Below are 25,395 nucleotides of genomic sequence, written 5' to 3' on the forward strand. Positions count from 1 at the left end.
ACACCTCCTGCCACCTGCCGCGAAGTCCTACCGCAAACATGAACCGACGCCCGGCCTGCGCGTTGTGTCGCACAGGTTCGGGCGTCGGTGAGCCAACTACTTGTCGGCCGATTCAGCCTTGTCGGCGCCGACCTTGCGCTTGCCGTAACGCTTCTCGAAACGGGCGACGCGGCCGCCGCTGTCCAGGATCTTCTGCTTGCCGGTGTAGAAGGGGTGGCACTGTGAGCAAACCTCGACCACAATGCGACCGCCCGGCTTGGTGCTGCGCGTCTGGAAGGAGTTGCCGCACCCACAGACCACGGTGGTCTCCTCGTAGGTGGGATGAATGTCAGATTTCATGCTGTCCTCTTCGATCGTTGGCCGCTCGTGCCCCCGGTATGCGATGCGGCGGTCAGGCCTGAGCCGAGAACCTGTGTGGGTTCTGGGGTGGTCGAGCGTCGATTATGCCAGGTCAACCACCGTCTACCCAAACACCGTCAAGCGCGCTGGCATTCCCGGCGGCCATAGGTCTCAGCTGTCACAGGCGGCTCTGCTCGAACCCACCTCGCTTTTTGCCCACCCCCGCGCGACAACCGCAGTTGTCGCTGAGAGGTGGGCACAAGCGCACATGCCCAGGCAGAGACCGCTGTGGCGGATGTGACGACGGTCAGTCGTTGTCCATCGATCCCGGCGTCGTCTTGGACACCTGCACGAGGAACTCATAGTTGGTCTTCGTCTTACGCAGCTGCGACATGAGCAGGTCGATGGCTTGATGCGAGTCCAGGCCGGACAGCACACGGCGCAGCTTGTGCACGATGCCGAATTCGTCGGGCGAGAGCAACAGCTCGTCCTTGCGGGTGCCCGAGGGGTTCACGTCCACGGCCGGGAATACGCGGCGCTCGGCGATCTTGCGGTCCAGTTTGAGCTCGGCGTTACCGGTGCCCTTGAACTCCTCGAAGATCACCGTGTCACCGGTCGAACCGGTCTCCACCATGGCGGTCGCAATGATGGTCAGCGAGCCGCCTTCTTCGATGTTGCGGGCGGCACCCAGGAAGCGCTTGGGCGGGTACAGCGCCGTCGAGTCGACACCACCGGACAGAATGCGGCCCGACGCCGGCGAGGCGTTGTTGTAGGCGCGGCCCAGTCGGGTGATCGAGTCCAGCAGCACCACGACGTCCTTGCCCTGCTCCACGAGCCGCTTGGCGCGCTCGATGGCCAGCTCGGCGGCCTGGGTGTGGTCTGAGGGCGGCCGGTCGAAGGTGGACGAAATGACCTCGCCCTTGACCGAGCGCTGCATGTCGGTGACCTCTTCGGGCCGCTCGTCGACGAGGACGACCATGAGGTGGCATTCGGGGTTGTTGCGGGTGATCGCGTTGGCGATGTCCTGCAGGATCGTGGTCTTACCGGCCTTGGGCGGCGACACGATCAACGCCCGCTGGCCCTTACCGATCGGCATGATCAGGTCGATGACCCGGGTGGTCAGCCGGTCTGGGGTGGTCTCCAGGCGCAGCCGCTGGTTGGGATAGAGCGGGGTCAGCTTGCCGAATTCGGGCCGCTTTTTGGCGTCTTCGATCGAGCCGCCGTTGATGCTGTCCAGACGCACCAGCGGGTTGAACTTCTGGCGCTGGTTGGGCTGTTCGCCCTCTTTGGGGACGCGGACCGCGCCGGTCACCGCGTCGCCGCGGCGCAGGCCGTTCTTGCGCACCATGTTCATCGACACGTAGACGTCGTGCGGGCCGGCCAGGTAGCCGGAGGTGCGCACGAACGCGTAGTTGTCCAGGACGTCGAGGATGCCGGCTACCGGCTGGACGACGTCGTCTTCGCGCAGTTCGGCTTCACCGCCGCCTTCACCGGTGCGTTCCCCGCGCCGGCGCCGGTCGCGGAAGCGGCGGCCCCGGCGGCCTTGACGTCCGTCACCGTCGTCGTCACCGCCGCCACGGTTCTGCTGACCGCCGCCTTGTTGCTCACCGTTCTGGTCGCCGCCGGCTTCTGCCGGGCGTTCCTCCGTCTTGGTGTCCGACTTGGCCTTTGCGCCGTCCTCGGCTTCGTTCGATGGGGCACCGTCGCCAGTGGCGGGGCTCGCTGCTCCCACCTCGCGGGAGGCGCCGCGGCGTTCCCGGCGGCGGGGTTCGGACGTTGACTCGGTCTGAGAGTCCGTCTTGGCCGGCGCCTCGGCGGTCGCCGGCGCGGCGGCGTTACCGGTGTCCGGAGCTACGCCGTTGTCGGGAGTTTGGGTCCCGTTACCGGCGGCCGGGCCGTCTTGGGGTTGGGCAGCCGCGGACTGGGAGGCAGAGGTGCCGTTGGCCTGTCCCCTGATTTCCTTAATCGCGGCGATGAGTTCGTTCTTACGCATACCGGAGGTGCCTTTTACGCCGGCTTGGTTGGCCAGCGCCCGCAGTTCGGGCAGCACCATGGTCGCCAGGGATCCTGTCGGCGCACCGGTTTTGACGACTGGGGTGTCTGTGATCACGGATTCCGACTGCTTGTCTGCGTCGGTGCTTTCGCCAGCCGTGATGAGGTCCGTATCAGTCACGGATTTCCTTTCTTCCCCTGCTGATCAGTGATGCGGGGGTTCGTTGCATTCAGCGAAATTGCCGAGTGCACCCAATAGTCGACTCTGCGACGGTGATCGCCCGGATCGTCAGCGGAGACGGGGAACCTCGTCCACGAGAAGAATTGGTGGTTGTCCTAGCGGCAAGGCAGTATGGATGCAGATGCAGATGCTGCAATTGCTGGACGGGTCCGAGGATAGCCCGCTTCCTGGCTGGAAGCAAGCAACGCCCCGCGGCGACGTGCATCAACTGTTGGGTGTGACTCCGGGGCCCCAGCGAACTCCTTCGCCTGCGGTCATCGCAGTGACGGTGAATCCTTGTGCGGCCCCGTACTGCAGCACTTCAGGGGGCAATTCCGGCTCTGTCGTCAGTGCGATGAGAGAGGGACCTGCCCCGGAAAGCGTTGCTGCAATGTTATGACGCCGTAATAGCCGCAAATATTCCGCCGACGCCGGCATCGCCGGGGCGCGTTGCGGCTGATGAAGCACGTCTTCGGTGGCCGCCATCAGCAAGTCGGGTCGCTCGGTGAGGGCGACCACCAGCAAGGCGGCCCGGGACAGATTGAACCGGGCGTCTTCATGGCTGACCTGGGCGGGCAACAGCACTCGGGTCTCCGCGGTCGACGATCGTTGCTCGGGGATCGCGGAAAACAACCGGATATCAGGGTGCAAGCGCAACGGCGCCGCGAAATAGCCGGGAGGCCGGGTGCGGTGGTCCGTCCAGGAAACGACTGCACCGCCCAGCACGGCGGCCGCGGCGTTGTCCGGATGTCCCTCGAATTCCGAGGACAGCTGAATCAGCGCGGACGTGCTCAATGGCGGGATATCCGCTTGTGGGACAAGGCCGTTGACGACCGCGATACCGCCGACGACGGCCGCCGCCGAGGAGCCCAGACCGCGGGAGTGGGGAATGGCGTTGCGGCAGCGCACGGCCAACCCCGCGGCGCTGACGCCGGCCGCCTGCAAACCGCGCTGGACCGCACGCACCACCAGGTGCTCGGGGCCTAGCGACACTTCGTCGGCGCCCTCCCCGTCGACTACCACCACGAGGCCGGAATCGATTGTCTCGACGACGATTTCATCGCATAGATGGAATGCCAGACCAATGCTGTCGAAGCCCGGGCCGAGGTTGGCGCTGGACGCCTCGACGACGGCGTGGGCGACCAGCCCGGCCGGCAGGACGGGAACCGATGACCGGCTGGTCACCGCGCCCGGCTCCGCCGCGCTGGCGACCATTACGCCAGTCCCAACTTCTCCACAACCAGGACGGGGTCGACCGGCACCGGCGACACCGTCGGCATGTCCCTGAGCGCGGTGTCGGGATCCTTCAGACCGTTGCCCGTGACCGTGCACACCACGGTCGAGCCGCGCGCCACCCAGCCGTCGTCGACAGCCTTGAGCAGCCCCGCGATGCTGGCCGCCGATGCCGGCTCGACGAAGACGCCTTCGGCGCTGGCCACCAAGTGGTATGCCGCCAGAATTTCCTCGTCGGTCGCCGCCAGGAAGCGCCCGTTGGACTGCTGTTGCGCCGCGACGGCTGCGGTCCACGAGGCCGGGGCGCCAATGCGGATTGCGGTGGCGATGGTCTCCGGGTTGCGGACCGGTTCACCGTGAACCAGGGGCGCCGCGCCGGCCGCTTGGGTGCCCAGCATCCGGGGCAGCCTGTCGATCACGCCGTCGTCGCGGTATTCCGTGTAGCCCTTCCAGTAAGCAGTGATGTTGCCTGCATTGCCGACCGGCAAGGAGTGCACGTCCGGCGCGGTCCCCAGCGCGTCGACGATCTCGAAGGCCGCCGTCTTCTGCCCTTCGATACGCACCGGGTTGACTGAATTGACCAGCGAGATGGTCGGGAAGTCGGCGCTCATCTTGCGGGCCAGTTCCAGGCAGTCGTCGAAGTTGCCGTCGATCTGGATGATCTTGGCACCGTGCATCACCGCCTGGGCCAGCTTGCCCATCGCGATCTTGCCTTGCGGGATGAGCACCGCGCAGGTGATCCCGGCGCGGGCCGCGTAGGCCGCCGCCGACGCCGAGGTATTTCCGGTCGACGCACACAGCACCACCTGCTGGCCGCGCGCCACCGCGTCGGTGACCGCCATGGTCATGCCCCGGTCCTTGAAGGAGCCGGTGGGATTGAGTCCTTCCACCTTGAGATGGATTGTGCAGCCGGTCTGTTCGGACAGCCTCGGCGCGGGGATAAGAGGGGTCCCGCCTTCGAACAACGTCACCGGGGTCCAATCGTCGCCGACCGGCAGCCGGTCCCGGTATGCCGCGATCAAACCCGGCCACGGCTGGTGGATGGCCGTACGCGAGGTGGTCATAAACCGGTTCCTTCCAGTCGCAGCACGCTGGTGACACCTTGGACGACGTCCAGATCAGCAAGTGCGTCAACAGTTTCGGAGAGCGCGGCATCGGTGGCCAGGTGCGTGACGACGACGATGCGCGCACCGATCCGCCGTCCCCCCTCGTCGGCCACACCTTCTTGGCGGACCTCGGCGATGCTCACCTCCCGTTTGCCGAATTCGGCTGCCACGGCAGACAAGACACCCGGTTTGTCGGCAACGTTCATGCTCACGTAGTAGCGGGTGGCGATGAAACCCATTGAGGCGATGGGAAGTTGCGCATACTTGGACTCGCGTGGGCCGCGGCTGCCGAGAACCCGGTTACGCGCGGCCATCACGAGGTCTCCGGTCACCGCCGAGGCGGTGGGCGCACCGCCGGCGCCTTGGCCGTAGAACATCAGCCGGCCGGCGGCCTGGGCTTCGACCACCACCGCGTTGAATGCCCCGTTGACCGTCGCCAGGGGGTGGGTCAGCGGAACCAGGGCGGGATAGACGCGCGCGGAAACGCGTTGCTGGCCTTCGTCGGTGGTGATGCGTTCACAGATGGACAGCAGTTTGATGGTGCAGCCCAGCGCGCGGGCTGACTCGAAGTCGGCCGGAGTGATCTTGGTGATGCCCTCGCGATATACGTCGTCGGCGGTGACCCGGGTATGGAAGGCGATGGACGCCAGAATCGCGGCCTTCGCTGCGGCGTCATAACCCTCGACGTCGGCGGTGGGGTCGGCTTCGGCATAGCCGAGCGCGCTGGCGTCGGCCAGGGCGCTGTGATAGTCCGCGCCGGTGCTGTCCATTTCGGAGAGGATGTAGTTGGTGGTGCCGTTGACGATCCCGGCGACCCGCAGCACCGTGTCCCCTGCCAGCGATTGAGTAAGCGGACGGATCACCGGGATAGCGCCGGCGACCGCAGCCTCGAAGTACAGGTCTACGACGGCCTTTTCGGCGGCCTGGGCCAGTTCGCCGGTGGAGATCGACAACAGCGCCTTGTTGGCGGTGACGACGGACTTGCCGTGCTCGATGGCGGCCAGGATGGCCCTGCGGGCCGGTTCGACCGGCCCCATCAGCTCGACGACGATGTCGACATCGTCGCGCGAGACCAGTTCCTCGACGTTGTCGGTGAGCAGCTCGAGCGGCACGCCCCGGTCGGCGGCGACCCGGCGCACCCCGACGCCGCGCAGCACCAACGGGGCACCGATGCGGCCGGCGAGATCATCGGCGCTTTCGTTGATGATCCGGACAACTTCGCTGCCGACGTTGCCCAAGCCGAGTACTGCAACGCCGATGGGCTTGACGTCATCGGACATGGGTCACCTCACCTCCAAACTCAACAGGTCATCGACCGTCTCGCGGCGCAGCACCAGGCGGGCCTTGCCGTCGCGCACCGCTACCACCGCGGGACGGCCAATCATGTTGTAACGGCTGGAAAGCGAATAGCAATACGCACCGGTCGCCGCCACGGCGACCAGGTCGCCGGGTGCGATGTCGTCGGGCACCCAGGCGTCGCGGACAATGACATCGCCGCTCTCGCAATGCTTTCCGACCAGCCGCGCTTGAGTCGCCGGGGCATCGCTGAGTCGTGAAACCAGCCGCACATCGTATTGCGCGCCATAAAGGGCGGTGCGGATGTTGTCACTCATACCACCGTCGACGCTGACGTAACGCCGATTCGCCGACGCGCTGACGTCGACATCTTTGACGGTGCCCACTTCGTACAAGGTGATGGTGCCGGGGCCCGCGATGGCGCGGCCGGGTTCGACCACCAGCCTGGGCGTAGGCAGTCCCACGGCGGCCGATTCGTTGTGCACGATGGCACTCAGCTTGGCGGCCAATTCGTCCAGCGGCGGCGGGTCGTCGGCGGCCAGGTATGAGATGCCCAACCCGCCGCCGAGGTCAACCGTCGAAATCTGTGCCGTCTTGTCGACACCGAATTCCTCGACGATCTGCTGCAGGAGACCGATGACGCGGTGTGCGGCGATCTCGAAGCCGGCGACGTCGAAGATCTGTGAGCCGATATGGCTGTGCAACCCGACGAGGCGCAGGTTATCGGTGGCGAAAACGCGCCGTACCGCCGCCATTGCGGCACCGCTGGCCACCGACAGCCCGAATTTCTGGTCCTCGTGTGCGGTAGAGATGAACTCGTGGGTGTGCGCCTCGACGCCGACCGTCAGGCGTACATACACGTCCTGAACCACTCCGGCCTCGCCGGCGATGGTGTCGAGTCGCTCGATCTCGGTCATCGAGTCCACGACGATATGACTGATACCGGCTTTCACCGCCGCGGTGAGTTCGGACACCGATTTGTTGTTGCCGTGCAACGCGATTCGCTCAGGCGGAAACTTGGCGTGTAGCGCAACTGCGAGTTCGCCGCCGCTGCACACATCCAGCGAAAGGCCTTCTTCGTCGATCCAGCGCGCGATTTCGCTGCACAGGAACGCTTTTGCCGCGTAGTGCACATTGGCACCGCCGCCGAACGCCGCCGCGGTCTCTTGGCAGCGGGAGCGGAAGTCGTCTTCGTCGACGACGAACAGCGGTGTGCCGTATTCCTGAGCCAGGTAGGTCAACGGAACCCCGGCAATGGCCGCGACGCCGGTTTCGTCGCGAAGGGCGTTGCGGGGCCAGACGTTTGGCGCCAACCGCAACAGTTCCTCGGCGGATTGCGGCCGCGGCGGACTACTGGGGTGCCGGGTCTCTTCGGTGTGCCGGGGACCGGCGGGGTGGACGTTCACATTCTCTCCGGGGCGGTGACGCCGAGTATTGCCAGCCCATTGGCGATCACTTGGCGGGCGGCCTGGCATAACGCCAGGCGCGCGGTGTGCAGGTCGGTCGGCTGCTCGTCACCTTGGGGCAGGACCCGGCAGGAGTCGTAGAACCGGTGGTAGTCACCGGCCAGGTCCTCCAGGTAGCGGCAGACGCGGTGTGGCTCCCGCAGGGTTGCCGCCGTCTTGAGCACCCGGGGGAACTCCCCGATGCTACGCAGCAAGGTGCCTTCTTTGTCGTGGGTGAGCAGCTCGAGGTGGCTGGTGTCGGCGATCAGTCCCAGTTCGGCCGCGTTTCGGGCCAGCGCCGACAGCCGGGCATGGGCGTATTGCACGTAGTAGACCGGGTTTTCATTCGACGCCGACGACCAGAGCGCCAGGTCGATGTCGATGGCGGTGTCCACCGAGGAACGAATGAGGCTGTAGCGCGCCGCGTCGACGCCGATCGCCTCGACCAGGTCGTCCAGGGTGATAACGGTGCCCGCCCGCTTGCTCATCTTCATCGGCTGGCCGTCGCGAACCAGGTGCACCATTTGACCGATCAGAACCTCGATGGTGGCCGGGTCCTCGCCGAACGCCGCAGCTGCGGCCTTGAGCCTGGCGATGTAGCCGTGGTGGTCGGCACCGAGCATATAGATGCAAAGGTCGAAGCCGCGCTGCCGCTTGTCCAGGTAGTAGGCGAGGTCACCGGCGATGTAGGCCGGCTTGCCGTCGCTCTTGACCACGACGCGGTCCTTGTCGTCGCCGAATGCGCTGGACCGCAACCAGGTTGCGCCGTCCTTTTCGTAGATGTTGCCACTCTCCCGCAACCGGTCGATCGCCTCGTCGACACGGCCGCTGGTGTGCATCGAGTCTTCGTGGGTGTACACGTCGAAGTCGGTGCCGAACTCGTGCAACGACTCCTTGATGTGGCTGAACATCAGGTCCACACCGATCTCGCGGAAGGTTTCCTGCATTTCGGCGTCCGGCAGGCTCAGCGCGTCGGGCGCCTTCTGCAGGACCTGAGCGGCGATGTCGGTGATATAGGTGCCCGCATAACCGTCGGGCGGAGTGGGCTCGCCTTTCGCCGCGGCGATCAGTGAACTGGCGAATCGGTCGATCTGGGCGCCGTGGTCGTTGAAATAGTATTCGCGCACCACGTCGGCGCCCTGGGTGGACAGCAGCCGCCCGAGGGCGTCGCCGACGGCCGCCCAGCGGGTGCCGCCGATGTGGATGGGGCCAGTCGGGTTGGCCGAGACGAATTCCAAGTTGATCTTCTGACCGCCCAGCAGTTGTGAGTGGCCGTAGCTGTCGCCGGCGTCGAGGACGTTGTTGACGATCTTGGCCTGCGCTGAGGCTTCGAGGCGCAGGTTGATGAAGCCCGGGCCGGCCACCTCCGCCGAGGCGATACCGTCGGCGTGGGCCAACGCGTCAGCGAGCCATCCCGCCAACTCACGCGGGTTCGTTCCGACTTTCTTGCCCAGTTGCAACGCCAGGTTGCTGGCGTAGTCGCCATGCTCGGGGTTTCGTGGCCGTTCGACGACGACGGTCTGCGGCAACGCAGACGCGTCAAGGCCATGCTCGGCGAGCACCGCGGCGGCGGTGGTCCTGAGCAGGTCGGCCAGGTCGGCGGGGGTCACGAACGTCCATCCTATTGGCTAAGGTCCATGCGCCCCGAATCCATCGCGGTGACAACGGACTCACTGTGATGCGTTAGTCTGTCCGTGCTTGTTCAAGCCCCACGGCGCCAAGTCGGTGCGCCCCCGTAGCTCAGGGGATAGAGCGTCTGCCTCCGGAGCAGAAGGCCGCAGGTTCGAATCCTGCCGGGGGCACTTTCTTGAACGTAACTGTTCACTTCTCTCGTTATCTCCTCCATTCACTTGTCTACACCGCATGAATCGGCACCTCATCCGGTGCGAATCGTGCTGTGGCTGACGTCTCCTCCGACCCGTTGAACGCAACGCCCCTGTCGCCCGTGAATTAGACGCAATGTGAGTTGAAACGACGGCCACCGCCGCGACTTCGTGTCCCAGGTTCTGAGAGTTAAGTATGAGTGCGCTGGAAAACGGCATTGAACTGGGAATACGCGAGTTAGGCTAGGCGCTGTTGCGGATACGCAACTAATTCCGTCCCTTGAGGGGGAGCCATGAAGCCGTACGCACTCTTCACGATTTTTGCGCTATATTGTGCAGCTTTTCTCGCTGCGGCGCCGCTGGCCAGCGCTGAAGTCCGCCCCGCGGACGGAGTGTTCACCTACACAGACGACAACGGCGTGCAGGCGACATGGACCATCCGAACGACGTGTGCACCCCAGTGCGTCGCCCAAGTGACGACAGGGCCGGGTCAGAGTTTCTCCGCTCCCCTGGTCAATGGCCGTCACACGGTCACCCGAACGGTTCCTCAAGGCGTGAAGTGCCCGCTGTACGCGTTCGCTGACTCGCTATGGGGCGGCGGCACCTATCCGGCCACCATCGATCAATCGTGGAGTCCCCAGACGCTCACCGGGGACGTCAACTATCTGCAGAGCTCAGCACCGTGCAGCATCGCCGACCTGCATGACAGCTTCACGCTTTCCCGGATCGGCTAGCAACGCCACTTTCGACGCGCCATGACAACCCCGGAGCGGGGTCGTCGGCGTTGAAAAGAGTTGCCGGCTTCGCCAGCACGAACCCTCTCAATAGCAGCAAATGCCGCGTAAGATTCGCCGAAAATCGGCAAGATCGGTCTTTGCTGAGCGACGACGCTGTGGCACTGCGCCGCACCGCCGAGGAGGGGACTGCACACCATGGGCATGCGGGACATGATCCGGGGCGAGTTCGTCGACATCATCGAGTGGCTCGACGACACCAACACGACGTTGGCGTGGCGGTTCCCGCGCTACGACAACGAGATCAAGAACGGCGCGCAACTGATCGTGCGCGAGGGTCAACGCGCCATGTTCGTCTACCGCGGCCAGTTGGCTGATCAGTTCAACCCCGGCCACTACACGCTGACCAGTGAGAACATGCCGATCCTGGGCACCCTGCAGGGTTGGAAGTACGGCTTCAACAGCCCGTTCCGGTCGGAGGTGTACTACGTCAACACCCGCCCCTATCCTGACTTGCGTTGGGGCACACCTCAACCGGTAACCGTTCGCGATCCCGACTTCAAGATGGTGCAGGTACGGGCCAACGGCACCACGGTGGTCCGGGTCACCGATCCCACCGTCTTTCTGCGCCAGGTGCTCGGCACCCAGAGCGTGGTCGACATGGATCAGATCACCGAGTTGATCCGGCGCAACATCGCGCTTGCGTTCAACGACATGGTCATGGGCAGCGGGCTGGGCGCGATCGACCTGCAGGGCCGGCAGGTGGAGCTGTCCGACCGACTGCGGGAATTCGTCGCCCAGCGGGTGCAGGCCTTCGGCCTTGGCATCGACGCGGTCACCATGACCATCTCGCTTCCCGAGGAGATCCAGCAGGCGATGACCCGCGGCGTGGCGCGCGGCCTGGAGGAGAGCAGCTTCCTCAACAACGTCGGCGATCTCGACCGCTACACCCAAGCGCGACGAGCCGACGCGATGTTGGCGGCGGCGCAAAACGAGGGCGGAGGCGCCGCCGGATCGGCCATCCAGGCCGGCCTCGGCGTAGCACTGGGCAGCCAGATGGCCAATGCGGCCCAAGGGGGTTACGCCCCACCGCAGCAATACGGAGCGCAACAGCCGCCGATGCAAGGGGCGCCGCCGCCGTTGCCGCCGCAGCAACTGTTCCATTTCGAGCAGGCTGGTCAGCCCGCCGGCCCCTACCCGGTCAACGCGCTGCGGCAATTCGTGGCCAGCGGCCAGCTGAACCGCGACACCGTGGTCTGGACCGAAGGGATGCCCAACTGGGCGCCCGCGTCGAGCGTGCCCGCGCTGCAGTCACTGTTCAGCGCTCCGCCCCCGCTGCCCGGCACGCCGCCGCCGCTTCCACCGCAGCAATGAGCTACCCGCCGGGCGAATTCCCACGGGGCCCGTCGCGTCCGCAGCCACCGCCGTTGCCGCCGCGCCCCACCGGCGACCGCGCCACCTCCGATGCGTCCGTTCGCCGAACCACCGTCCGCGCCGGCGATGTTTCACCAGACCGAGCGCACCCGTACCTATCCGTGCGCCGCATGCGGCGGACAACTCAACTTCGACATAGCCAGCCAGAAGTTGCGCTGCCCAAGCTGTGGCAACTATTACGACATCACCGCACCTAACAACCCCGTCCGCTCGCGCGAATTGCACAGCGCCATGCAGCAACTCAGAGCGCTACAACAACGCCAGGACGCCCCCAACATCACCGGCATGCGTGAAGTCGCTTGCCAAAACTGTGGGGGCACAACCGAATTCGTCGGCAGCCTGACCGCCACCAAATGCCCCTACTGCGCCACCCCTATCCAACGCGACGACGTGCACAACGCTCCGGCGCGGCTGCCGGTGGACGGACTGGTGCCCTTCCGCGTCGACGAAAAACAAGCTCGTCAGCTCATCGAGAAGTGGGTCACCAAGCGCTGGTTCGCGCCGACCGACTTCAAGAAATACCGAGAAATCGGCGCCTTCTCCAGCCTGTACACGGCCTACTTCACCTACGACGCGAACACCCACACCCAGTACGACGGGGAACGCGGTGAGGATCACCGGGTCAGGGTCGGTACCGACAGCGACGGCAACGCGATCTACGAAACTCAGACGCGCTGGTATCGCGTCTGCGGCCAGGTGAGCAACGTCTTCGCCGACTTGCCGGTGCTGGCCAATGACGGCGAGAACCTCAACCGCAAGCGCATCAAAACCCTCGAGCCGTGGCCCATCGAGCAGGCCCGCTCGTACTCGCCGGAGTTCGTTGCCGGGCACCTATGTCGCACCTACGACAAAGACGCCGAACAAGCGCTGCCAGAAGCGAAACAGGAGATGGAGCAAGCCGTCGAACGAACGGTGCGCTCCGACATCGGCGGGGACCGGCAACGGGTGCACAGCCTGCGGACCACCTGGAACTACTTGGGCTTCAAGCACCTGCTGCTACCCATCTGGTTGCTGACGGTGATGTACAGCAACCGGCCGTTTCAGGTGTGCATCAACGGTCTCACCGGTGAAGTGGCCGGCGAGCGGCCGTGGAGCAAAGTCAAGCTGGGAATCGCGATCGTCGTTGCGGTCTTGGTCGTCATCGCTGTCATCGCGATCTACTTTTACTTCCATTCCCACGGCCATCACTCGACCAGATCGCCGCACCGCAACATTCACCGGAAGTAGCCGTGGACATCGTCGTCGGGATCATCCTCGTGCTCGCCTTCATCGTGGGCTTGACGGTCGCTGTCGTCTCGCTCGTCCATCACAATCAGCAGCGGGCCATCACCCGTGACAATCAGCTGATCCCCGGCCGCCCGACCCGCGCTCCGCGCTCGTGGGCCCGATCGCATGACCCGGAAGCCCGCTTGCACCGCCGATTGCGGGATGCGTTGACCGCTCTGCACGCCGTCGACGCCCTCGATACGGGCTCGACCGTGGTGCTTCGGGCCGATCTGGAACAGACCGCGCTGGAACTCGACGACCACCTGGTCGCCGTTTCCCAACTATCGCCGGTTCACAAAGGCGAATTGCTCGGATCGATCACGGCAACGGTCGACGCCATCGAAGCCGCGGTCGCGCGGTACGCGACCGCCGCGACCGGCCCGGACACGACCGCTCTCGAGGCCGACCTGGCCACCGTGCAACATCAACTCGACATCACCAAGGAACTGCAGCGGCGGTTCGCCAACTGATCTGCAGATTCCGTCGAGCATTTCTCAAGAATTCTCCAAGCGCCGCCCTGGAAGCTTCTCAGCAACACCCCGCTACGGCGGGTTGAGACCCACACCAGGGAGGGAACGCCATGACGAACCACTCACGCCGCCACCTGCGTCCCGTGCGCGACGTCACCGCACCCAAGCTGCAGTTCCGCACCATCCACGGCCACCGCCGGGCGTTCCGCATCGCCGGCTCCGGCCCGGTCATCGTGCTGCTGCACGGCGTCGGAGACAGCTCGACGACGTGGGAGCCGGTGCACGCCAAGCTCGCTCAGCGATTCACCGTCATCGCCCCCGACCTGCTGGGCCACGGCGAGTCGGACAAGCCTCGCGCCGACTACTCGCTGGCGTCGTTCGCCAACGGCCTGCGCGACCTGCTGACCGTGCTCGAGATCGACCGCGTCACCTTGGTCGGACACTCGCTGGGCGGCGGCGTGGCCGCGCAGTTCGCCTACCAATACCCGGAGTTCGTCGAGCGTGTCGTGCTGGTCAGCGCCGGCGGGGTGACCAAAGACGTGAGCATCGCCTTGCGCTTGGCGGCGATGCCGCTGGGCGCCGAGGCGCTCTCCATGCTGCGGCTGCCGGGTGCGGTGCCGGCCATGGGACTGCTCAGCCGCGCCGTCGGAAACGTCATCGGTTCCACCCGGTTCACTCGCGACGTGACCAGCCTGCCGCGTCTGGTCGGCGGATTGAGCAAGCCGGGCGCCGCGGCGGCGTTCGGACGCACGTTGCGCGGAGTGGTCGACACGCAAGGCCAGTACGTGACGATGCTGGACCGCAGCTACCTGATGCACGGACTGCCGGTGCAAATCATCTGGGGCGAAGACGACCTGATCATTCCGGTGAGCCACGCTCGGCTGGCTCACAAGCAGATCCCCGGTTCCCGCCTGGAGATCCTCGAGGAATCCGGCCACATGCCGCACGGCGATCACCCGGACCGCTTCGTGCGAATCGTCCACGAATTCATCGACTCGACCCAACCGTACGAGTCGGACCCGAAGGTGGTCCGCAAGGCCCTACAGACCGGTGTCCGTCAATACCCGGACTACGCGCCCGTCGACAGCGACCTGGCTTAGTGCGCGGCAAAGACCTCACGAGAGACGATGCACACGGCATGATGTGTTAATGGCCGTGCGGCAAGGCTCTGCCCTGGCACCAGAAACCATCCGACAGCGCAGGTCGCTGGCACCGGCGCTGCGGCGGGTCGCCATCACCGGCGCCGTCGTGGGCGCCGTCCTGTATTCCAACTGGCTGCTCGAGATGGCATTCACCCGCACCTTGCCCGACCCGGACTTGTACATCAGCGAACTGGCCGCAGCGGATCAACCGTACGGCGAGTGGTTTCGCGGCTGTGATCTTGCGGCGGCGACGGTCTTGCTCGTCGCGGCGGCCGCCGCCCTAATCGGCGTGCGCGGCAGCCGGTGGAGCATCCGGGGCTGGTGGGCGGTTGCTGTCTTCACCGGGGCGACCGTTCTGGACAACACGGTGTGGAAGCTGGTGTGTGCGCCCAGTTCCGAGGCCCCCTGCGCAGCCCGTGAAGCGTCGGGCACCGTGCCCATCGGGCACCAACTGCACTGGCTCAGCAGCGGTATCGTGCTGGCCGCCGCGATGTTGTCGCTGTTCGCCTTCGTCAAGGCCGATATCTGCGAGGGTGCTTCAACGCGGGTGCGTCGCCTCGGGGTGTTCATGTTGGCGGCGCTGACTGTGACAGCGATATCGACCGGCATCGCGATCATCATCGACAGCGCTGACCACATCGGCGTGGTCGGGATTGCGCAACGGGCCGAGCTGACCGCGTTCGCCGGCTGGCTGATCTATGTGGCCGTGCGCACCGCCCGCGTCCGGGCCGATGACTGACCACCTCGACATCGACTTCGGCGGATACCGCGTACAGATCCTGGTCGACGGGAACACCGGTCCGGTCGTGGTGCTGTGCAGCGGCCTCGGGGGCCGCGCGCTGCATTGGGACGACACCGTCGCTGACCTCGCCGATGACCACACCGTCGTGCGCTTCGACCGGCCCGGCACACCGGTCATGCCAACGCCGGGTGAGCGTCGCACGGTTCGAGGAGAAGCCGACCGGATCGCTGCCGCGCTCAATGCCGTGCACCGCGCCCAAAAGGCGGTGGTGGTCGGCCATTCGGTCGGCGGCTTCTACGCCGAAGGGTTCGCGCGCTGGTATCCCGAGCGCACCCGCGCGTTGTTGCTCCTCGACTCCAGCATTGCGTCCGACCACCGGCTGCTGCCCGCCCTGCCGGTGCGGGCCAGGCTCGCCGGTGCCGGTATCACCGCAACGCTGCTGACCACGCTGCACCTGCAGACGCCGCTGAGCCGTGCCGGCCTCGCGCTGGTGCAGCGAAGGCGCCCCGGTGGACTCGACGACCGGACCCTAGCCGAAATACGCTGCGCCGCAGCCGAACCCGGCTTCATAGCCGCACTGCTCACCGAGCACGCCGTCTATTACGAGCTCGCGGCCGAGGTGTGCACGCTGCGGGCCGACCGCTCCCTTCCGCCGGTGCCGCGCGTGGTGGCCACCGCCCATACCGGGTGGCGCAGCCGACGCTGGCTCAGGCAGCAGGTCCGACTGGCCGAAGCACTCGATGCGCGGCACCTGACCATCGCTCCCGTCGGCCATTTCGTCATGGTCGAAAAGCCACGGGCCACCGCCGACCTCATCCGCAGGACCGCCTGCGGGAGCGTCGTCGCCGACGCCGGCTCGGGCAACCAGCCGGCCCGGTGACTTGTCGTTTTGGGGACGCAATGTCCAGTATCCGAACCGCGGAAAATATCGCGTTACACGCATGTTTAATATTCGGCTAATTAGCCCATCTTCCTTGAGGCGTATGCCGCTTGATCGTTGGCCACGGTTAAAGGGAGATGGGCTATGTCACTTGTCATTGCGCCGGATGTGGTCGGGGCTGCGGCGGGCCAATTAGCCGGACTTCGAGCCACTCTGGCCGAAGCCTCAGAGTCCATCGCCGCGTCTACTACAGCGGTAGCGCCTGCGGCCGCCGACGAGATCTCTCACGCCATCGCCGCACTGTTCGGCGGGCTAGGCGAGGAGTACCAGGCGCTCAGCGCTCAAGCGCAGGCCTTCCACGCGGAGTTCGTCAAAGTCTTGAACTCGAGCGTGGGCGCTTACCTGGGCACCGAGATCGCGAATGTCGGGCAGGTCGTCGCGAACGCGATCGCGCCGCCGGCGGCCAGTGTCGCGCCCGCCGCCTCAGTCGTGGACGGCCTATTGGGTGGCGGCGCGTTGGGCACCGGCGCGCTGTTAGGCGGCACTGGCGGCGGATTGCTGGACACCGGCGTCCTGGGCGGAGTTCTGGGCGGCTTGACAAACGGCAGTGCGCTGTCCGGGCTGACGAGTCAAATCGGGCAGATCGGCGCGGGCTTGCAAGGCTTGTTGGGGGGCACCAACCTGGTGCCGGCGCTACAGGGCTTGCTGCCCGGAATATTCGGCACCGGCGCGCCGCCTGACTTCTTCGCCGCGGTCGCCGGACCGTATCAAGCGCTGTTCAACAACACGATCGCCAACCTGCAGAGCCTGGGCAACGGCTTGGCGGCCAATCCGTTCCCCTTCTTGCATCAGTTCATCACCAACCAGAGCAATTACGGCCAGTTGATCGCTTCGTCCTTCAACCACTTCGCCGCGACCGGCGCCGTCAACGACCTTCTGCCCATCTTGTCCATTCCCGCCCAGATCGGGCAGAACGCGGTGAATGTCTTCCGGACGCTGACCGATTTCTCCTACTCGGTGGGCGTCAGTACGGTGAACAACGCGGTGAGCATCGGGCCGGCATTCTTTGGCCTACCGATCGGCGTGGGCATCGACGCGCTCGGCTCGCCGGTCACGACTGCCAGCGCAGCGGCCTCCAGCGCGGCGGCCTTCATGAGCGCCGTGCAGCACGGGGACGCGTTCGGGGCGGCGGTCGCAGCTCTCACCGCGCCTGCCGTCGTCGCCAACGGCTTCTTGAATGGGCAAGTGACGCTGGCATTGTCCGTGCCCCCGGTCACCTTGCCGGTAGTCGGCGGGGTCGGGTCCATCACTGTGCCGCTGTCGGCCAACGTCCCGTTCGGTGGAATCCTCACGCCGCTGTCCACGCCCACCATCAATGTCGGACCCGTGGTCCTGGGCGGCGCGCAGGTCTTCCCGCAGCTAATGGCTGTTCCGCTCGGCGGTACGCCCACCGGAGGGATCTTGCCGGGATTGCTGCTCTACCTGCCGCAGCAGTTGGCGCAGGCCATCGGCGCCCCACCGCTAGTTCCGCCGCTGTTAGCGGTGCTGCCGGGAATTACCCTGCCGCTCACGCTGCCGTTGTTATAGAACCAAACGCCGCCACCGGCATCTCCACGCTGCCGCGGCACGGGCCGCTGAGGATGTCGGTGTGCCAGGTACCGCGCAACGTCCCATCGGCCTGTGGCATGTAGAACGCCCAAGACTTGGCCGGCGCCCACGCCTTCGGGACCCCGTCGCCCATAAAGCAGTCCCACTGGAAGTCGAAATGCTCCACCCACTTTGACCCGTCCCACACATAGTGGGAAGGCTGCGGCAGGGTTGGGTTCTTCGGTGCCGGCCCGTTGGTGGCGGTGGCGATGCATTGACCCGCGGAGCACGCCGTGGTGAAGAGGTAGTCGGCGCTGAACGTGGGTTCGGCTTGGCTGGCGGCCTTACTGGTGCCCACCTTGTCGACGGCGTACCTCACCAGAGAGTATTTCCCGTTCCACGCCGGCGTCGCCGCGTGGCTCGCCGCAGGCGCCGCGAATACCGCAGCAACGACCAACCCGGCTATGACTACGGCGGGATACGGTCGCACCACCTCCATGGTCTGCGGTTCATGACGCGAACCGGTCTCGGCTCGATTACAAAGTCGCTCATGCCAACTGGAACTTGGCGGCTCCGCCGGGTTCAGTTGTGCTGAACGCAAACACCGCCGACGGGTCCACCCGGTACACATGCCACGGCGGCGGCCCGGCCGACGGTGCGCTGTACGGCGCGGTAAGCGCGTCGCCCGCGACCTCAGCAGGCCAGCCCCCACTGGCGTAAGCCGCTGCCACCGTTCGCAATTCGTCTATGTCGTGAACCCGAACAGCCATCCCCTCGACGACCAGATCAAAGTCTTCGGACGCGACGCTGACCACGCATCTGGGGTCGCTGCCGACGTTTCGCGATTTGCGCGTCGCCGGGCCGGAGGTGAAATACCAGTTGCCACCTGACGACATCACCCCGACCGGCGTCACGTGCGGGCTGCCGTCGGGGTTGATTGTGGTGAGCCACATGGTGTGTCGGTGCGGCCCGCCGGTGCCGGGGGCTTGCGTCAGCTGACTATCCAGCACGGCTTTGACGCGGGCCCACTCGACCGGCGGAGCTCCATATCCATCGAGATTGCGCTGTTGCATACCAGTAATGACCGTGCCCGGCCGCGAAAGTCATCGCCCGCCCAGCAGGAAAAGCGCATAGGCGGCGATGGACTGCGCGTCGGCGATGACACCGGAGCGCATCATCTGCTCGACCTCATCGCGGGAGAACCAGTTGCTGCGCATGTCTTGCTCCTCGTGTTCGTGCTCGGAGTCGCCCTCGGAAATGCCGGTGGCCAAGAACACCCATCCCCGTTGGCTGCTCATGCCGGGCGCGACATCGAGCTGACCGAGCGCCTCGAACGTCGTGGCTCGCAGTCCGGTTTCTTCGCGCAACTCGCGTCGGGCCAGCTCGACCGGTTCGGCGTCCGCCAGGTCGGGAGCGGTGCCTTGCGGGAATTCCCATCGCCGTGCGCCCACGGGATAGCGGAACTGCTCGACCAGCCGGAAGCGCCCGCCGTCATAGGGCATGACCAGCGCATAGTTCGGCTTGTCCACCACGGCGTAGATGCCGGGGCTGCCGTCCGGACGCCGGATGTCGTCTTCTCGGAGCACCATCCACGGGTTTCGATAGACCTCACGGGACGCGACGGGTTCGATGAAGGGCACGCCGCCAGTATTGACGTGGCGACCCGCAAGGTGACCGTGAGGTTGAGAAAGGAGCCAGGCATGACGTTGAGGTTCGACGAGATCTGCATTGATGCCGCCGATCCGACCGCCCTGGGCCAATGGTGGTCGCGGGTGTTGGGCTGGCCACAGGACGTCGACGCCGACGGCGACGTCCGGCTGACCACCCCGGTCAACGCGGGCCCGAACTGGCTGTTCCTGGGGGTCGACGACAAGCGAATAGTCAAGAATCGCATCCACTTCGACTTCCGGCCCGACGACCAGGACGCCGAGGTACAGCGTCTGCTGGCGCTGGGCGCACGCCACGTCGACATCGGGCAGGGCGAGCAGAGCTGGGTGGTGCTGGCCGACCCCGAAGGCAACGAATTCTGTGTGCTGGCGGCGGACTAGGGCATGACGCCAGGCCGCCGCGACAAGCTGGTTCTGGCCGCCCTTCTGGCGCTCGCGGCAACGCTGCGGCTGATCAACCTCCCGGGACGAGGCGAATGGGATGACGATCAGGGCACCGAGATGTTGGCGATGCTGTTGTGGGTTCGCGACGGCCAAATACCTCTGCTGGGGCCGATCAGCTCGACGCTCACCGTGCATCACGGCGCCGGTTTCTACTGGATGCTCGCCCCGGCGGCATTCCTCACCGACGCCCACCCGGTGGCCGCTGTCGCCACGATGACGGTCCTCGGCATCGCCGGTGTGGCCGCGGTGTGGTGGCTCGGCGCAACCGTCGGCGGGCCGCTGGCCGGCCACCTGGCAGCCCTGCTGATGGCGGTCAGCCCATCGGCGATCACCACGTCGACCTTCCTGTGGAACGCCAACATCGTTGCGCCGGGAGCGGCGCTCGCAACCGCCGCCGCCTGGCATGCCTGGCGGACCCGGCGGGCCCGCTGGTGGCTGCTCTCGGCGCTCGGAGCTGTGGTAATGCTCAGCGGTCATCTGCTGGCGGCCGTCGCGGTTGGGCCGTTCGCGGCGCTGATGATCACCGACGTGGTGCGGCGCGACCGCAGCCAGCGGCTGCGGATGCTGGTGCCGGTCATGGCCGCGACGGCGATCACGGCGACCGGGTTCTTATCCACCTTGCTGTACGAATTGAGCGAAGTGACCGACTTTTTCAGCGCCGATCACCCCGCCGGGCCGGCAATGCTCATTCGGCTGCGCACCATTGGCGTGCGCGTGCTGGCGTGGCCGCTGACTGGATACGCGGAGAAGGCAACAGTGCGCGCTTGGGCGGCAGCCCTTCTCGCGCTACTGGCGCTGACCGTCACGTGCTCCGTCGGTCGCGGACTCGCACGGCAATTCGGTTGGTGGGCAATCGTTACGACGCTGTGGGCGGTGGTTGCGTTGAGCGTCATCGCGCCCACCCTGGCCACGCCGTTCGTCGGCCTGCCCACCGACCAGTACCACACCTGGTTGGATCCGATGCTGTTCGCGATCATGGGCGTCGCCGGCGCACGTCTCTGGGCGATGAGAGCCGCTTTGGCGGTCCGTTCCACCGGTGTCGCGTTCGTCGGCGGCTGTGTCGCCTTGACCGTGGCCTCCTTACCGCCATTGGCCTCCGCAGACGGAGGCTGGCCCCAAGCCGTCGATACGGCCCTGCGCATCCGTTCCGTCACCGGCATTCACTCGATAGCCGTCACTGGTGTCGAGAAGTCAGGCGCCGCAATTGAATTCCCGCTCCGCCGGCAACATGCATCGATCGCCCCGCCGTCCACGGCCGAGTTCCTGATCGTCACCTGCGACCCGTTGTTCTTCAGTAGGTCGGTCCTGACTTGTGGCGGCCTCGCCGAGGCGGCGCGCGCCCGCGAGGTCGGGTTTCCGACGGCACGGGTGGTAGACCGCTTCGCCGACGGGCCGCGGCGCGTGGTCAGTCTCTTCGCCAGTCATTGACCCGGCAGCGCACATCTGAGTTTGCTAGGTTATTGCGCAGCAATCGCGCGACTTCTCTCGGGGAGCAACTCATGGGGAACGGGCTGCGGCGATGACAATTGCGCGCCTGATACCGATGGCTGCCCGGCTGCCTCGACCGCGGCACACTGTACGGCGCGCGTGCCTAAACTTTCAGCAAACGTCGCTAGCGCTGCTGTTAGCGCTTGCAGTAACGGCGCTGCTGTTCGGTTCGGCTAGCTGCTCGAGCGAGAAGAAAGCGGTGAAGCGCGAAGTGGTGTTGCAGGCCGCGAACGCGCCAGGGCAGCATCCGTGGACCAGTGACCTGACATCGGTCACTCTGCCCATCGAAGAGGCGACCAACGGTGCGGTGACTCCCGCTGCGGCCGACGAGACTCCGATCGACGTCACCGGCACCCAGCCGGATCTCTATGGCGGTGTGACCGGTACCCAGGTGCTGGATCGCGACCGGTTGCTATCCGACCTCGACAGTGACCCGCCGATGGCCGCGGCGTGGCGCAGCGCCGCTGGGACGTCAGATGTCAACGGATACGTGCACTCGCTGACCCCGGTGGTGCTGTTGCACGACACCCGCGTGACCGACTCCTATTACCAGGACGGCGCCGCGACGAGGTTCCAATCGGTGCTGCAAGCCGGAACGCCGGTATTGGTGGACGACCGAGGGGTACCCCGGGTGCGGGGGACGTCCGGCAGTCCGCTAAGCGAGCCGGAACGCGACGTTGCCCCCACGTTCACCGGCAACAAGTGGAAGACCTTTTCGCAGGAATCGGTGGTCGCCGTGCAACCCGCACCGACACCGGCCAAACAAATGCAACTGTTGACCGTGGTGCCGGTGGGCCAAACTGCGGCCGACCCGTTCCAGCCCGACATCGTCGTCGGCCAGACCGTTCCCGTTCAGTCCACCCGAACGGCTCCCCCGCCGCCCAGCGGTTCGCTGCCCAACGGCCCGCTGCCGACGAAGGCACAGCTTCAACCGACGGGCAGCCCACCACCGACTGGCCGGTCGCTGCCGACGGGCAGCCCCTTGCCGACTGCAACGCCACCTCCGACCGCGTTGCCGCAACCGACGGATCAACCGTGGCCGACCGGTAGGACGCGGCCCAGCAGACCCGCACCCACCGGCACGCCACTGCCGACCGGAACTCCGGAACCGACCGGCCTTCCCCAGCCCACCAGCTATCCGCAACCGACTGGCATGCCAGAACCGACCGGGGCACCAGCACCGACCGGGGTGCCACAGCCCACCGGCTATCCGGAACCCACTGGCGTGCCGCAACCCACCGCGGCGCCACAGCCGACCGCCGCGCCGCGGCCGACCGGCGTTCCACAACCTACCGGCGCGCCGCAACCCACCGCCGCACCCCGCCCCACCGGCGCTCCGCAACCCACCGGTGCGCCCCGACCCACCGGGGCCGCACAGCCCACTGGCGCCAGACCGACGCATTGACGACACCGCATGCTGCACACGGGCATTGACGGAACCGGTCGGTGCCCGATAGTCATAGCAACTAGCAAAGGCCAAGCAGAAACAGGTGAGCATGCGCCGTCACATCATCGTCAGCGGCGACAACGCGTTGGCGACGACGATCATCGAGGAGCTCAACAGCGCCGGCGCCAGCGTCATCGGGCTCTCGGCCGACGACCTCGCCACCGCCGACCTCACTCGCGCCACCGCCGTCATCTGCGCCGGTGACGACGACGCCCGCAACCTCGAAATCGCCCTGCTGGCAAGAAAAACCGACCCCGAAGTGCGTGTTGTCACACGGCTGGCCAACGACGTACTGCGTGAAGCGATGGCCGTGGGCAACGGGCCGGGCGCCATCCTGGATGTCGCCGACCTGGCCGCTCCCTCGGTCGTGGAGGCTTGCCTCGCGCACACCGCGCACCCCGTTTCCGCGGCCGGCATCGAATTCGTCGTCTCGGGCACTGCAGCGCCGCGAGCCGCCACACTGCGCGAGATCTACGGCGACCTGGCCCCAGTGGCGGTCATCCACTCCGATGACGGTGAGGTAATCGCCTGCCCGGGAAGGGATCTCAAGGTCAACGCCGGTGACTGGACCGCAATGATCGGCACTCCAGAGGAATTCGTCGCGCGCGGGCTGAAGGTCTCGCGCCCGACCGCGACCCGCACCCGCCGGCCCAAGATGCGCCGCGCGCTCGACGTCGCCCGCAGCCTGCGCAACGACCTCAACCCGATGTTCCTGCGCGCGATCACCGCCGCGGTGGTGCTGCTGATCGGCTCGACGGTCCTGCTGCGCTTCAGCTACCGGCGGCCACCGGGAATGACGTGGCTCGACGCGCTGTACTTCAGCACCGAGACGATCGCGACGGTGGGTTACGGCGACTTCAGCTTCGTCCACCAGCCCACCTGGCTGCGACTGTTCAGCGTGATGTTGATGTTCGCCGGGGTGATCACCACTGCGGTGCTGGTCGCGTTCGTCGCGGACCTGCTGCTGTCGCGGCGTTTCACCTACTCCGCCGGGCGCCGGCGTGCTCGCCATCTGCGCAACCACGTCATCGTCGTCGGGCTGGGATCATTCGGCATCCGTGTGATCAGCGATCTGACCGCGGCCGGATACGACGTCGCGGTGATCGAGCGCGACGAGAACAACCGGTATCTGTCCGCGGCGGCCGAACTCGACGTGCCGGTCATCTTCGGGGATGCGACGCTGCGTCAGACGCTGGAATCGGCGCGCGTCGAGCATGCCCGCGCGGTGGCGGTGCTGACCCAAAACGACATGGTCAACATCGAGATCGGCATCGTCCTGCGCGAGATGTTGGGCACGCGCGGGGCTCCCGGAGCACATCGACGCGACGTTCCCTTGGTCTTGCGTGTCTACGATCGCGCGCTGGGCAGCGCGGTGGCCCAACGGTTCGGATTCCGCAACGTGCGATCGACCGTGGAGTTGGCCGCGCCGTGGTTCATCGGCGCCGCGATGGGTCTACGGGTGCTGGGCACATTCTGGGTCGGCCAACGGTCCTTCATGGTCGGCAGCATGCAGGTGGCGGCCGGCAGCGAACTCGACGGCCTGCCGATGCGAGAACTGTCCACCCAAACGCGTGTCATTGCCATCACGAGGGCCGACGCCCCGATCCAACTACACCCGCGCCGAGACGCGCGGCTACAGGCCGGCGACGCCGTCTACCTAGTCGGCCCCTATCGCGAACTGCTGGCGACGCTCGCTAAGGGCCAACCCTCCCGAGACGAGCGTGTCCCGCCCAGCGGCGAGGAGTCGACTCAGAAGTCGGCAGCGACGTCGGCGGCTCGACGCAGCTGATCGAGATCCGACGACGTGGGAATGAGCTGTACTTCGTCGGCGCCGATTTCTTGGAACTTCCGCAACACCGCCGCGAGCTCCTCTTCGCTGCCGGCCCAGCCGGTCGTCGGTGCCATCGCGTCGACGTACTCGGCCGGAATCCAGTTCAGATAGCGCCTCAGGTGTCGGTGCACTTGCGCCCGAGCCTCCTCCGGCGGCCCGAACGCGAACCAGAACGACGTCACCAGGCGGGGGGCGGGCTTGCCCGCCTGCGCCCACGCCGCGCGCGCCACGTCGAACAACTCGTTCTGCTTGGCCACATCCAAGTCCAGAGTGGTACCGGCCAATCCGTCGGCCCATCCGGCGGCGTTGCGGAGCGTTTTGGGACCGATGGTGCCGACCAGCAGCGGCGGTCCCCCGTCCTGCACCGGCGGCGGCCCGACCGGCCGCACCGATTCGGTCAGGTTCTCCCCCGCCCAAACCCGCTTCATCACCGCAACCCGATCGGCCATGCCGCGGATCGTCTGGGTCGCGGGGTCGGCGCCGACGGCGTGATAGTCCTCGTGCCTGCCGCCCACCCCGACACCGACCGTGAGGCGTCCATGAGACAGCACGTCGCCGGTAGCCAGGCCCTTTGCCAGCATGACCGGATCGTGCAATTGCGGCACCAACACCGTGGTCACCAGCCGTACCCGGTCAGTCCACGCGGCCAGCGCCCCGAGCAGCGTGAGGCTGTCGGGGTTGTCGAAGGCGATCCGTTCCCCCCAGCACAGCGAACTGAACGGACCTTCGTCGATGCCCCGCGCCCAGTCCTTCAGCAACGCTGCGGTCAGATCGGGTTCCATCACCGGCATCGTCATCGCTATTTGCAC

23 protein-coding genes and 1 tRNA gene are annotated in these 25,395 nt (G+C 66.3%); 13 read left to right on the top strand and 11 right to left on the bottom strand.

Annotated elements, in window-relative coordinates:
• Window positions 1-96: 96 nt before the first annotated feature.
• The 7 genes from rpmE to argS form a co-directional block, all read right to left on the bottom strand.
• Window positions 97-339, bottom strand: coding sequence for a 50S ribosomal protein L31 (rpmE, locus tag A9W95_RS15565; RefSeq protein WP_067414350.1), 243 nt, complete (start codon window positions 337-339; stop codon window positions 97-99).
• A gap of 307 nt (window positions 340-646) precedes the next feature.
• Window positions 647-2,512, bottom strand: coding sequence for a transcription termination factor Rho (gene rho / locus A9W95_RS15570; RefSeq protein WP_067414353.1), 1,866 nt, complete (start codon window positions 2,510-2,512; stop codon window positions 647-649).
• Between the two features lie 264 nt (window positions 2,513-2,776).
• Window positions 2,777-3,766, bottom strand: coding sequence for a homoserine kinase (gene thrB, locus A9W95_RS15575; protein ID WP_067414356.1), 990 nt, complete (start codon window positions 3,764-3,766; stop codon window positions 2,777-2,779).
• The gene (gene thrC / locus A9W95_RS15580) at window positions 3,766-4,848 is read right to left on the bottom strand and encodes a threonine synthase (RefSeq protein WP_067414359.1); all 1,083 of its coding nucleotides are present in this window, start codon (window positions 4,846-4,848) and stop codon (window positions 3,766-3,768) included. Before thrC ends, thrB begins: the two co-directional genes overlap by 1 nt.
• Window positions 4,845-6,170, bottom strand: coding sequence for a homoserine dehydrogenase (locus A9W95_RS15585; RefSeq protein ID WP_067414361.1), 1,326 nt, complete (start codon window positions 6,168-6,170; stop codon window positions 4,845-4,847). The genes thrC and A9W95_RS15585 overlap by 4 nt, the downstream gene beginning before the upstream one ends.
• Window positions 6,171-6,173: 3 nt before the next feature.
• Window positions 6,174-7,592, bottom strand: a complete 1,419-nt coding sequence (gene lysA, locus A9W95_RS15590; RefSeq protein WP_067414364.1) for a diaminopimelate decarboxylase — start codon at window positions 7,590-7,592, stop codon at window positions 6,174-6,176.
• The gene (gene argS, locus A9W95_RS15595) at window positions 7,589-9,241 is read right to left on the bottom strand and encodes an arginine--tRNA ligase (protein WP_067414367.1); all 1,653 of its coding nucleotides are present in this window, start codon (window positions 9,239-9,241) and stop codon (window positions 7,589-7,591) included. Before argS ends, lysA begins: the two co-directional genes overlap by 4 nt.
• A gap of 119 nt (window positions 9,242-9,360) precedes the next feature.
• Here argS and A9W95_RS15600 point away from each other — a divergent pair.
• From A9W95_RS15600 to A9W95_RS15640, 9 genes are all read left to right on the top strand, one after another.
• Window positions 9,361-9,433 (top strand) — tRNA-Arg (locus A9W95_RS15600).
• A gap of 314 nt (window positions 9,434-9,747) precedes the next feature.
• A complete protein-coding gene (locus A9W95_RS15605; protein ID WP_067414369.1) occupies window positions 9,748-10,188 on the top strand; it encodes a hypothetical protein in 441 nt (146 codons plus the stop codon).
• Window positions 10,189-10,392: 204 nt separating this feature from the next.
• The gene (locus A9W95_RS15610; protein WP_253851670.1) at window positions 10,393-11,562 is read left to right on the top strand and encodes an SPFH domain-containing protein; all 1,170 of its coding nucleotides are present in this window, start codon (window positions 10,393-10,395) and stop codon (window positions 11,560-11,562) included.
• Between the two features lie 90 nt (window positions 11,563-11,652).
• Complete coding sequence (locus A9W95_RS15615; RefSeq protein WP_067414375.1) at window positions 11,653-12,849, top strand: hypothetical protein; 1,197 nt, start codon at window positions 11,653-11,655, stop codon at window positions 12,847-12,849.
• Between the two features lie 2 nt (window positions 12,850-12,851).
• Window positions 12,852-13,358 carry a hypothetical protein gene (locus A9W95_RS15620; protein ID WP_067414378.1) on the top strand — a complete coding sequence of 169 codons (507 nt, stop codon included), beginning with the start codon at window positions 12,852-12,854 and terminating at the stop codon, window positions 13,356-13,358.
• Window positions 13,359-13,468: 110 nt separating this feature from the next.
• The gene (locus tag A9W95_RS15625; protein WP_067414381.1) at window positions 13,469-14,458 is read left to right on the top strand and encodes an alpha/beta fold hydrolase; all 990 of its coding nucleotides are present in this window, start codon (window positions 13,469-13,471) and stop codon (window positions 14,456-14,458) included.
• 49 nt (window positions 14,459-14,507) lie between these two features.
• Window positions 14,508-15,239: a DUF998 domain-containing protein gene (locus A9W95_RS15630; protein WP_067414385.1), complete on the top strand. Its 732-nt coding sequence runs from the start codon at window positions 14,508-14,510 to the stop codon at window positions 15,237-15,239.
• A complete protein-coding gene (locus A9W95_RS15635) occupies window positions 15,232-16,122 on the top strand; it encodes an alpha/beta fold hydrolase (protein WP_067414428.1) in 891 nt (296 codons plus the stop codon). Before A9W95_RS15630 ends, A9W95_RS15635 begins: the two co-directional genes overlap by 8 nt.
• A gap of 144 nt (window positions 16,123-16,266) precedes the next feature.
• Window positions 16,267-17,709 carry a PE family protein gene (locus A9W95_RS15640; protein WP_067414388.1) on the top strand — a complete coding sequence of 481 codons (1,443 nt, stop codon included), beginning with the start codon at window positions 16,267-16,269 and terminating at the stop codon, window positions 17,707-17,709.
• Here A9W95_RS15640 and A9W95_RS15645 read toward each other — a convergent pair.
• From A9W95_RS15645 to A9W95_RS15655, 3 genes are read right to left on the bottom strand one after another with little or no spacing between them, the layout of a single operon-like run.
• Window positions 17,690-18,208: a hypothetical protein gene (locus tag A9W95_RS15645; RefSeq protein ID WP_067414391.1), complete on the bottom strand. Its 519-nt coding sequence runs from the start codon at window positions 18,206-18,208 to the stop codon at window positions 17,690-17,692. The two genes, A9W95_RS15640 and A9W95_RS15645, sit on opposite strands and share 20 nt — an antisense overlap.
• A 49-nt stretch (window positions 18,209-18,257) precedes the next feature.
• The gene (locus A9W95_RS15650) at window positions 18,258-18,782 is read right to left on the bottom strand and encodes a pyridoxamine 5'-phosphate oxidase family protein (RefSeq protein ID WP_067414394.1); all 525 of its coding nucleotides are present in this window, start codon (window positions 18,780-18,782) and stop codon (window positions 18,258-18,260) included.
• A gap of 30 nt (window positions 18,783-18,812) precedes the next feature.
• Window positions 18,813-19,298, bottom strand: coding sequence for an NUDIX hydrolase (locus A9W95_RS15655; RefSeq protein WP_172826629.1), 486 nt, complete (start codon window positions 19,296-19,298; stop codon window positions 18,813-18,815).
• 111 nt (window positions 19,299-19,409) lie between these two features.
• On the opposite strand from A9W95_RS15655, the gene A9W95_RS15660 reads away from it, so the two are divergent.
• The 4 genes from A9W95_RS15660 to A9W95_RS15675 all read left to right on the top strand — a co-directional run bounded on the left by A9W95_RS15660 (window position 19,410) and on the right by A9W95_RS15675 (window position 24,544).
• Complete coding sequence (locus A9W95_RS15660) at window positions 19,410-19,757, top strand: VOC family protein (RefSeq protein WP_067414431.1); 348 nt, start codon at window positions 19,410-19,412, stop codon at window positions 19,755-19,757.
• A gap of 3 nt (window positions 19,758-19,760) precedes the next feature.
• The gene (locus tag A9W95_RS15665) at window positions 19,761-21,248 is read left to right on the top strand and encodes a glycosyltransferase family 39 protein (RefSeq protein WP_067414400.1); all 1,488 of its coding nucleotides are present in this window, start codon (window positions 19,761-19,763) and stop codon (window positions 21,246-21,248) included.
• Window positions 21,249-21,507: 259 nt separating this feature from the next.
• Window positions 21,508-22,713 (top strand): DUF6777 domain-containing protein, encoded by a 1,206-nt coding sequence (locus A9W95_RS15670; RefSeq protein WP_067414404.1) that lies wholly within the window; start codon window positions 21,508-21,510, stop codon window positions 22,711-22,713.
• Window positions 22,714-22,804: 91 nt separating this feature from the next.
• Complete coding sequence (locus tag A9W95_RS15675) at window positions 22,805-24,544, top strand: NAD-binding protein (RefSeq protein ID WP_067414436.1); 1,740 nt, start codon at window positions 22,805-22,807, stop codon at window positions 24,542-24,544.
• Here the strand turns inward: A9W95_RS15675 and A9W95_RS15680 are convergent.
• Window positions 24,505-25,383, bottom strand: coding sequence for an LLM class flavin-dependent oxidoreductase (locus A9W95_RS15680; protein ID WP_067414407.1), 879 nt, complete (start codon window positions 25,381-25,383; stop codon window positions 24,505-24,507). The genes A9W95_RS15675 and A9W95_RS15680 overlap by 40 nt on opposite strands.
• Between the last annotated feature and the right edge of the window lie 12 nt (window positions 25,384-25,395).

It is taken from the genome of Mycobacterium sp. 1423905.2 (genome assembly GCF_001673155.1).
Taxonomy (GTDB): domain Bacteria; phylum Actinomycetota; class Actinomycetes; order Mycobacteriales; family Mycobacteriaceae; genus Mycobacterium.

Excerpts from the sequence above, each read along its gene's own strand:
- A9W95_RS15585 (WP_067414361.1), bottom strand. The coding sequence starts at position 6,170 with ATGTCCGATGACGTCAAGCCCATCGGCGTTGCAGTACTCGGCTTGGGC.
- A9W95_RS15680 (WP_067414407.1), bottom strand. The coding sequence starts at position 25,383 with ATGACGATGCCGGTGATGGAACCCGATCTGACCGCAGCGTTGCTGAAG.
- rpmE (WP_067414350.1), bottom strand. The coding sequence starts at position 339 with ATGAAATCTGACATTCATCCCACCTACGAGGAGACCACCGTGGTCTGT.
- A9W95_RS15645 (WP_067414391.1), bottom strand. The coding sequence starts at position 18,208 with ATGGAGGTGGTGCGACCGTATCCCGCCGTAGTCATAGCCGGGTTGGTC.
- A9W95_RS15665 (WP_067414400.1), top strand. The coding sequence starts at position 19,761 with ATGACGCCAGGCCGCCGCGACAAGCTGGTTCTGGCCGCCCTTCTGGCG.
- A9W95_RS15635 (WP_067414428.1), top strand. The coding sequence starts at position 15,232 with ATGACTGACCACCTCGACATCGACTTCGGCGGATACCGCGTACAGATC.
- A9W95_RS15660 (WP_067414431.1), top strand. The coding sequence starts at position 19,410 with ATGACGTTGAGGTTCGACGAGATCTGCATTGATGCCGCCGATCCGACC.
- A9W95_RS15640 (WP_067414388.1), top strand. The coding sequence starts at position 16,267 with ATGTCACTTGTCATTGCGCCGGATGTGGTCGGGGCTGCGGCGGGCCAA.
- A9W95_RS15605 (WP_067414369.1), top strand. The coding sequence starts at position 9,748 with ATGAAGCCGTACGCACTCTTCACGATTTTTGCGCTATATTGTGCAGCT.
- A9W95_RS15610 (WP_253851670.1), top strand. The coding sequence starts at position 10,393 with ATGCGGGACATGATCCGGGGCGAGTTCGTCGACATCATCGAGTGGCTC.
- A9W95_RS15630 (WP_067414385.1), top strand. The coding sequence starts at position 14,508 with ATGGCCGTGCGGCAAGGCTCTGCCCTGGCACCAGAAACCATCCGACAG.
- A9W95_RS15655 (WP_172826629.1), bottom strand. The coding sequence starts at position 19,298 with ATGGTGCTCCGAGAAGACGACATCCGGCGTCCGGACGGCAGCCCCGGC.
- thrB (WP_067414356.1), bottom strand. The coding sequence starts at position 3,766 with ATGGTCGCCAGCGCGGCGGAGCCGGGCGCGGTGACCAGCCGGTCATCG.
- A9W95_RS15615 (WP_067414375.1), top strand. The coding sequence starts at position 11,653 with ATGCGTCCGTTCGCCGAACCACCGTCCGCGCCGGCGATGTTTCACCAG.
- A9W95_RS15625 (WP_067414381.1), top strand. The coding sequence starts at position 13,469 with ATGACGAACCACTCACGCCGCCACCTGCGTCCCGTGCGCGACGTCACC.
- A9W95_RS15675 (WP_067414436.1), top strand. The coding sequence starts at position 22,805 with ATGCGCCGTCACATCATCGTCAGCGGCGACAACGCGTTGGCGACGACG.
- A9W95_RS15650 (WP_067414394.1), bottom strand. The coding sequence starts at position 18,782 with ATGCAACAGCGCAATCTCGATGGATATGGAGCTCCGCCGGTCGAGTGG.
- thrC (WP_067414359.1), bottom strand. The coding sequence starts at position 4,848 with ATGACCACCTCGCGTACGGCCATCCACCAGCCGTGGCCGGGTTTGATC.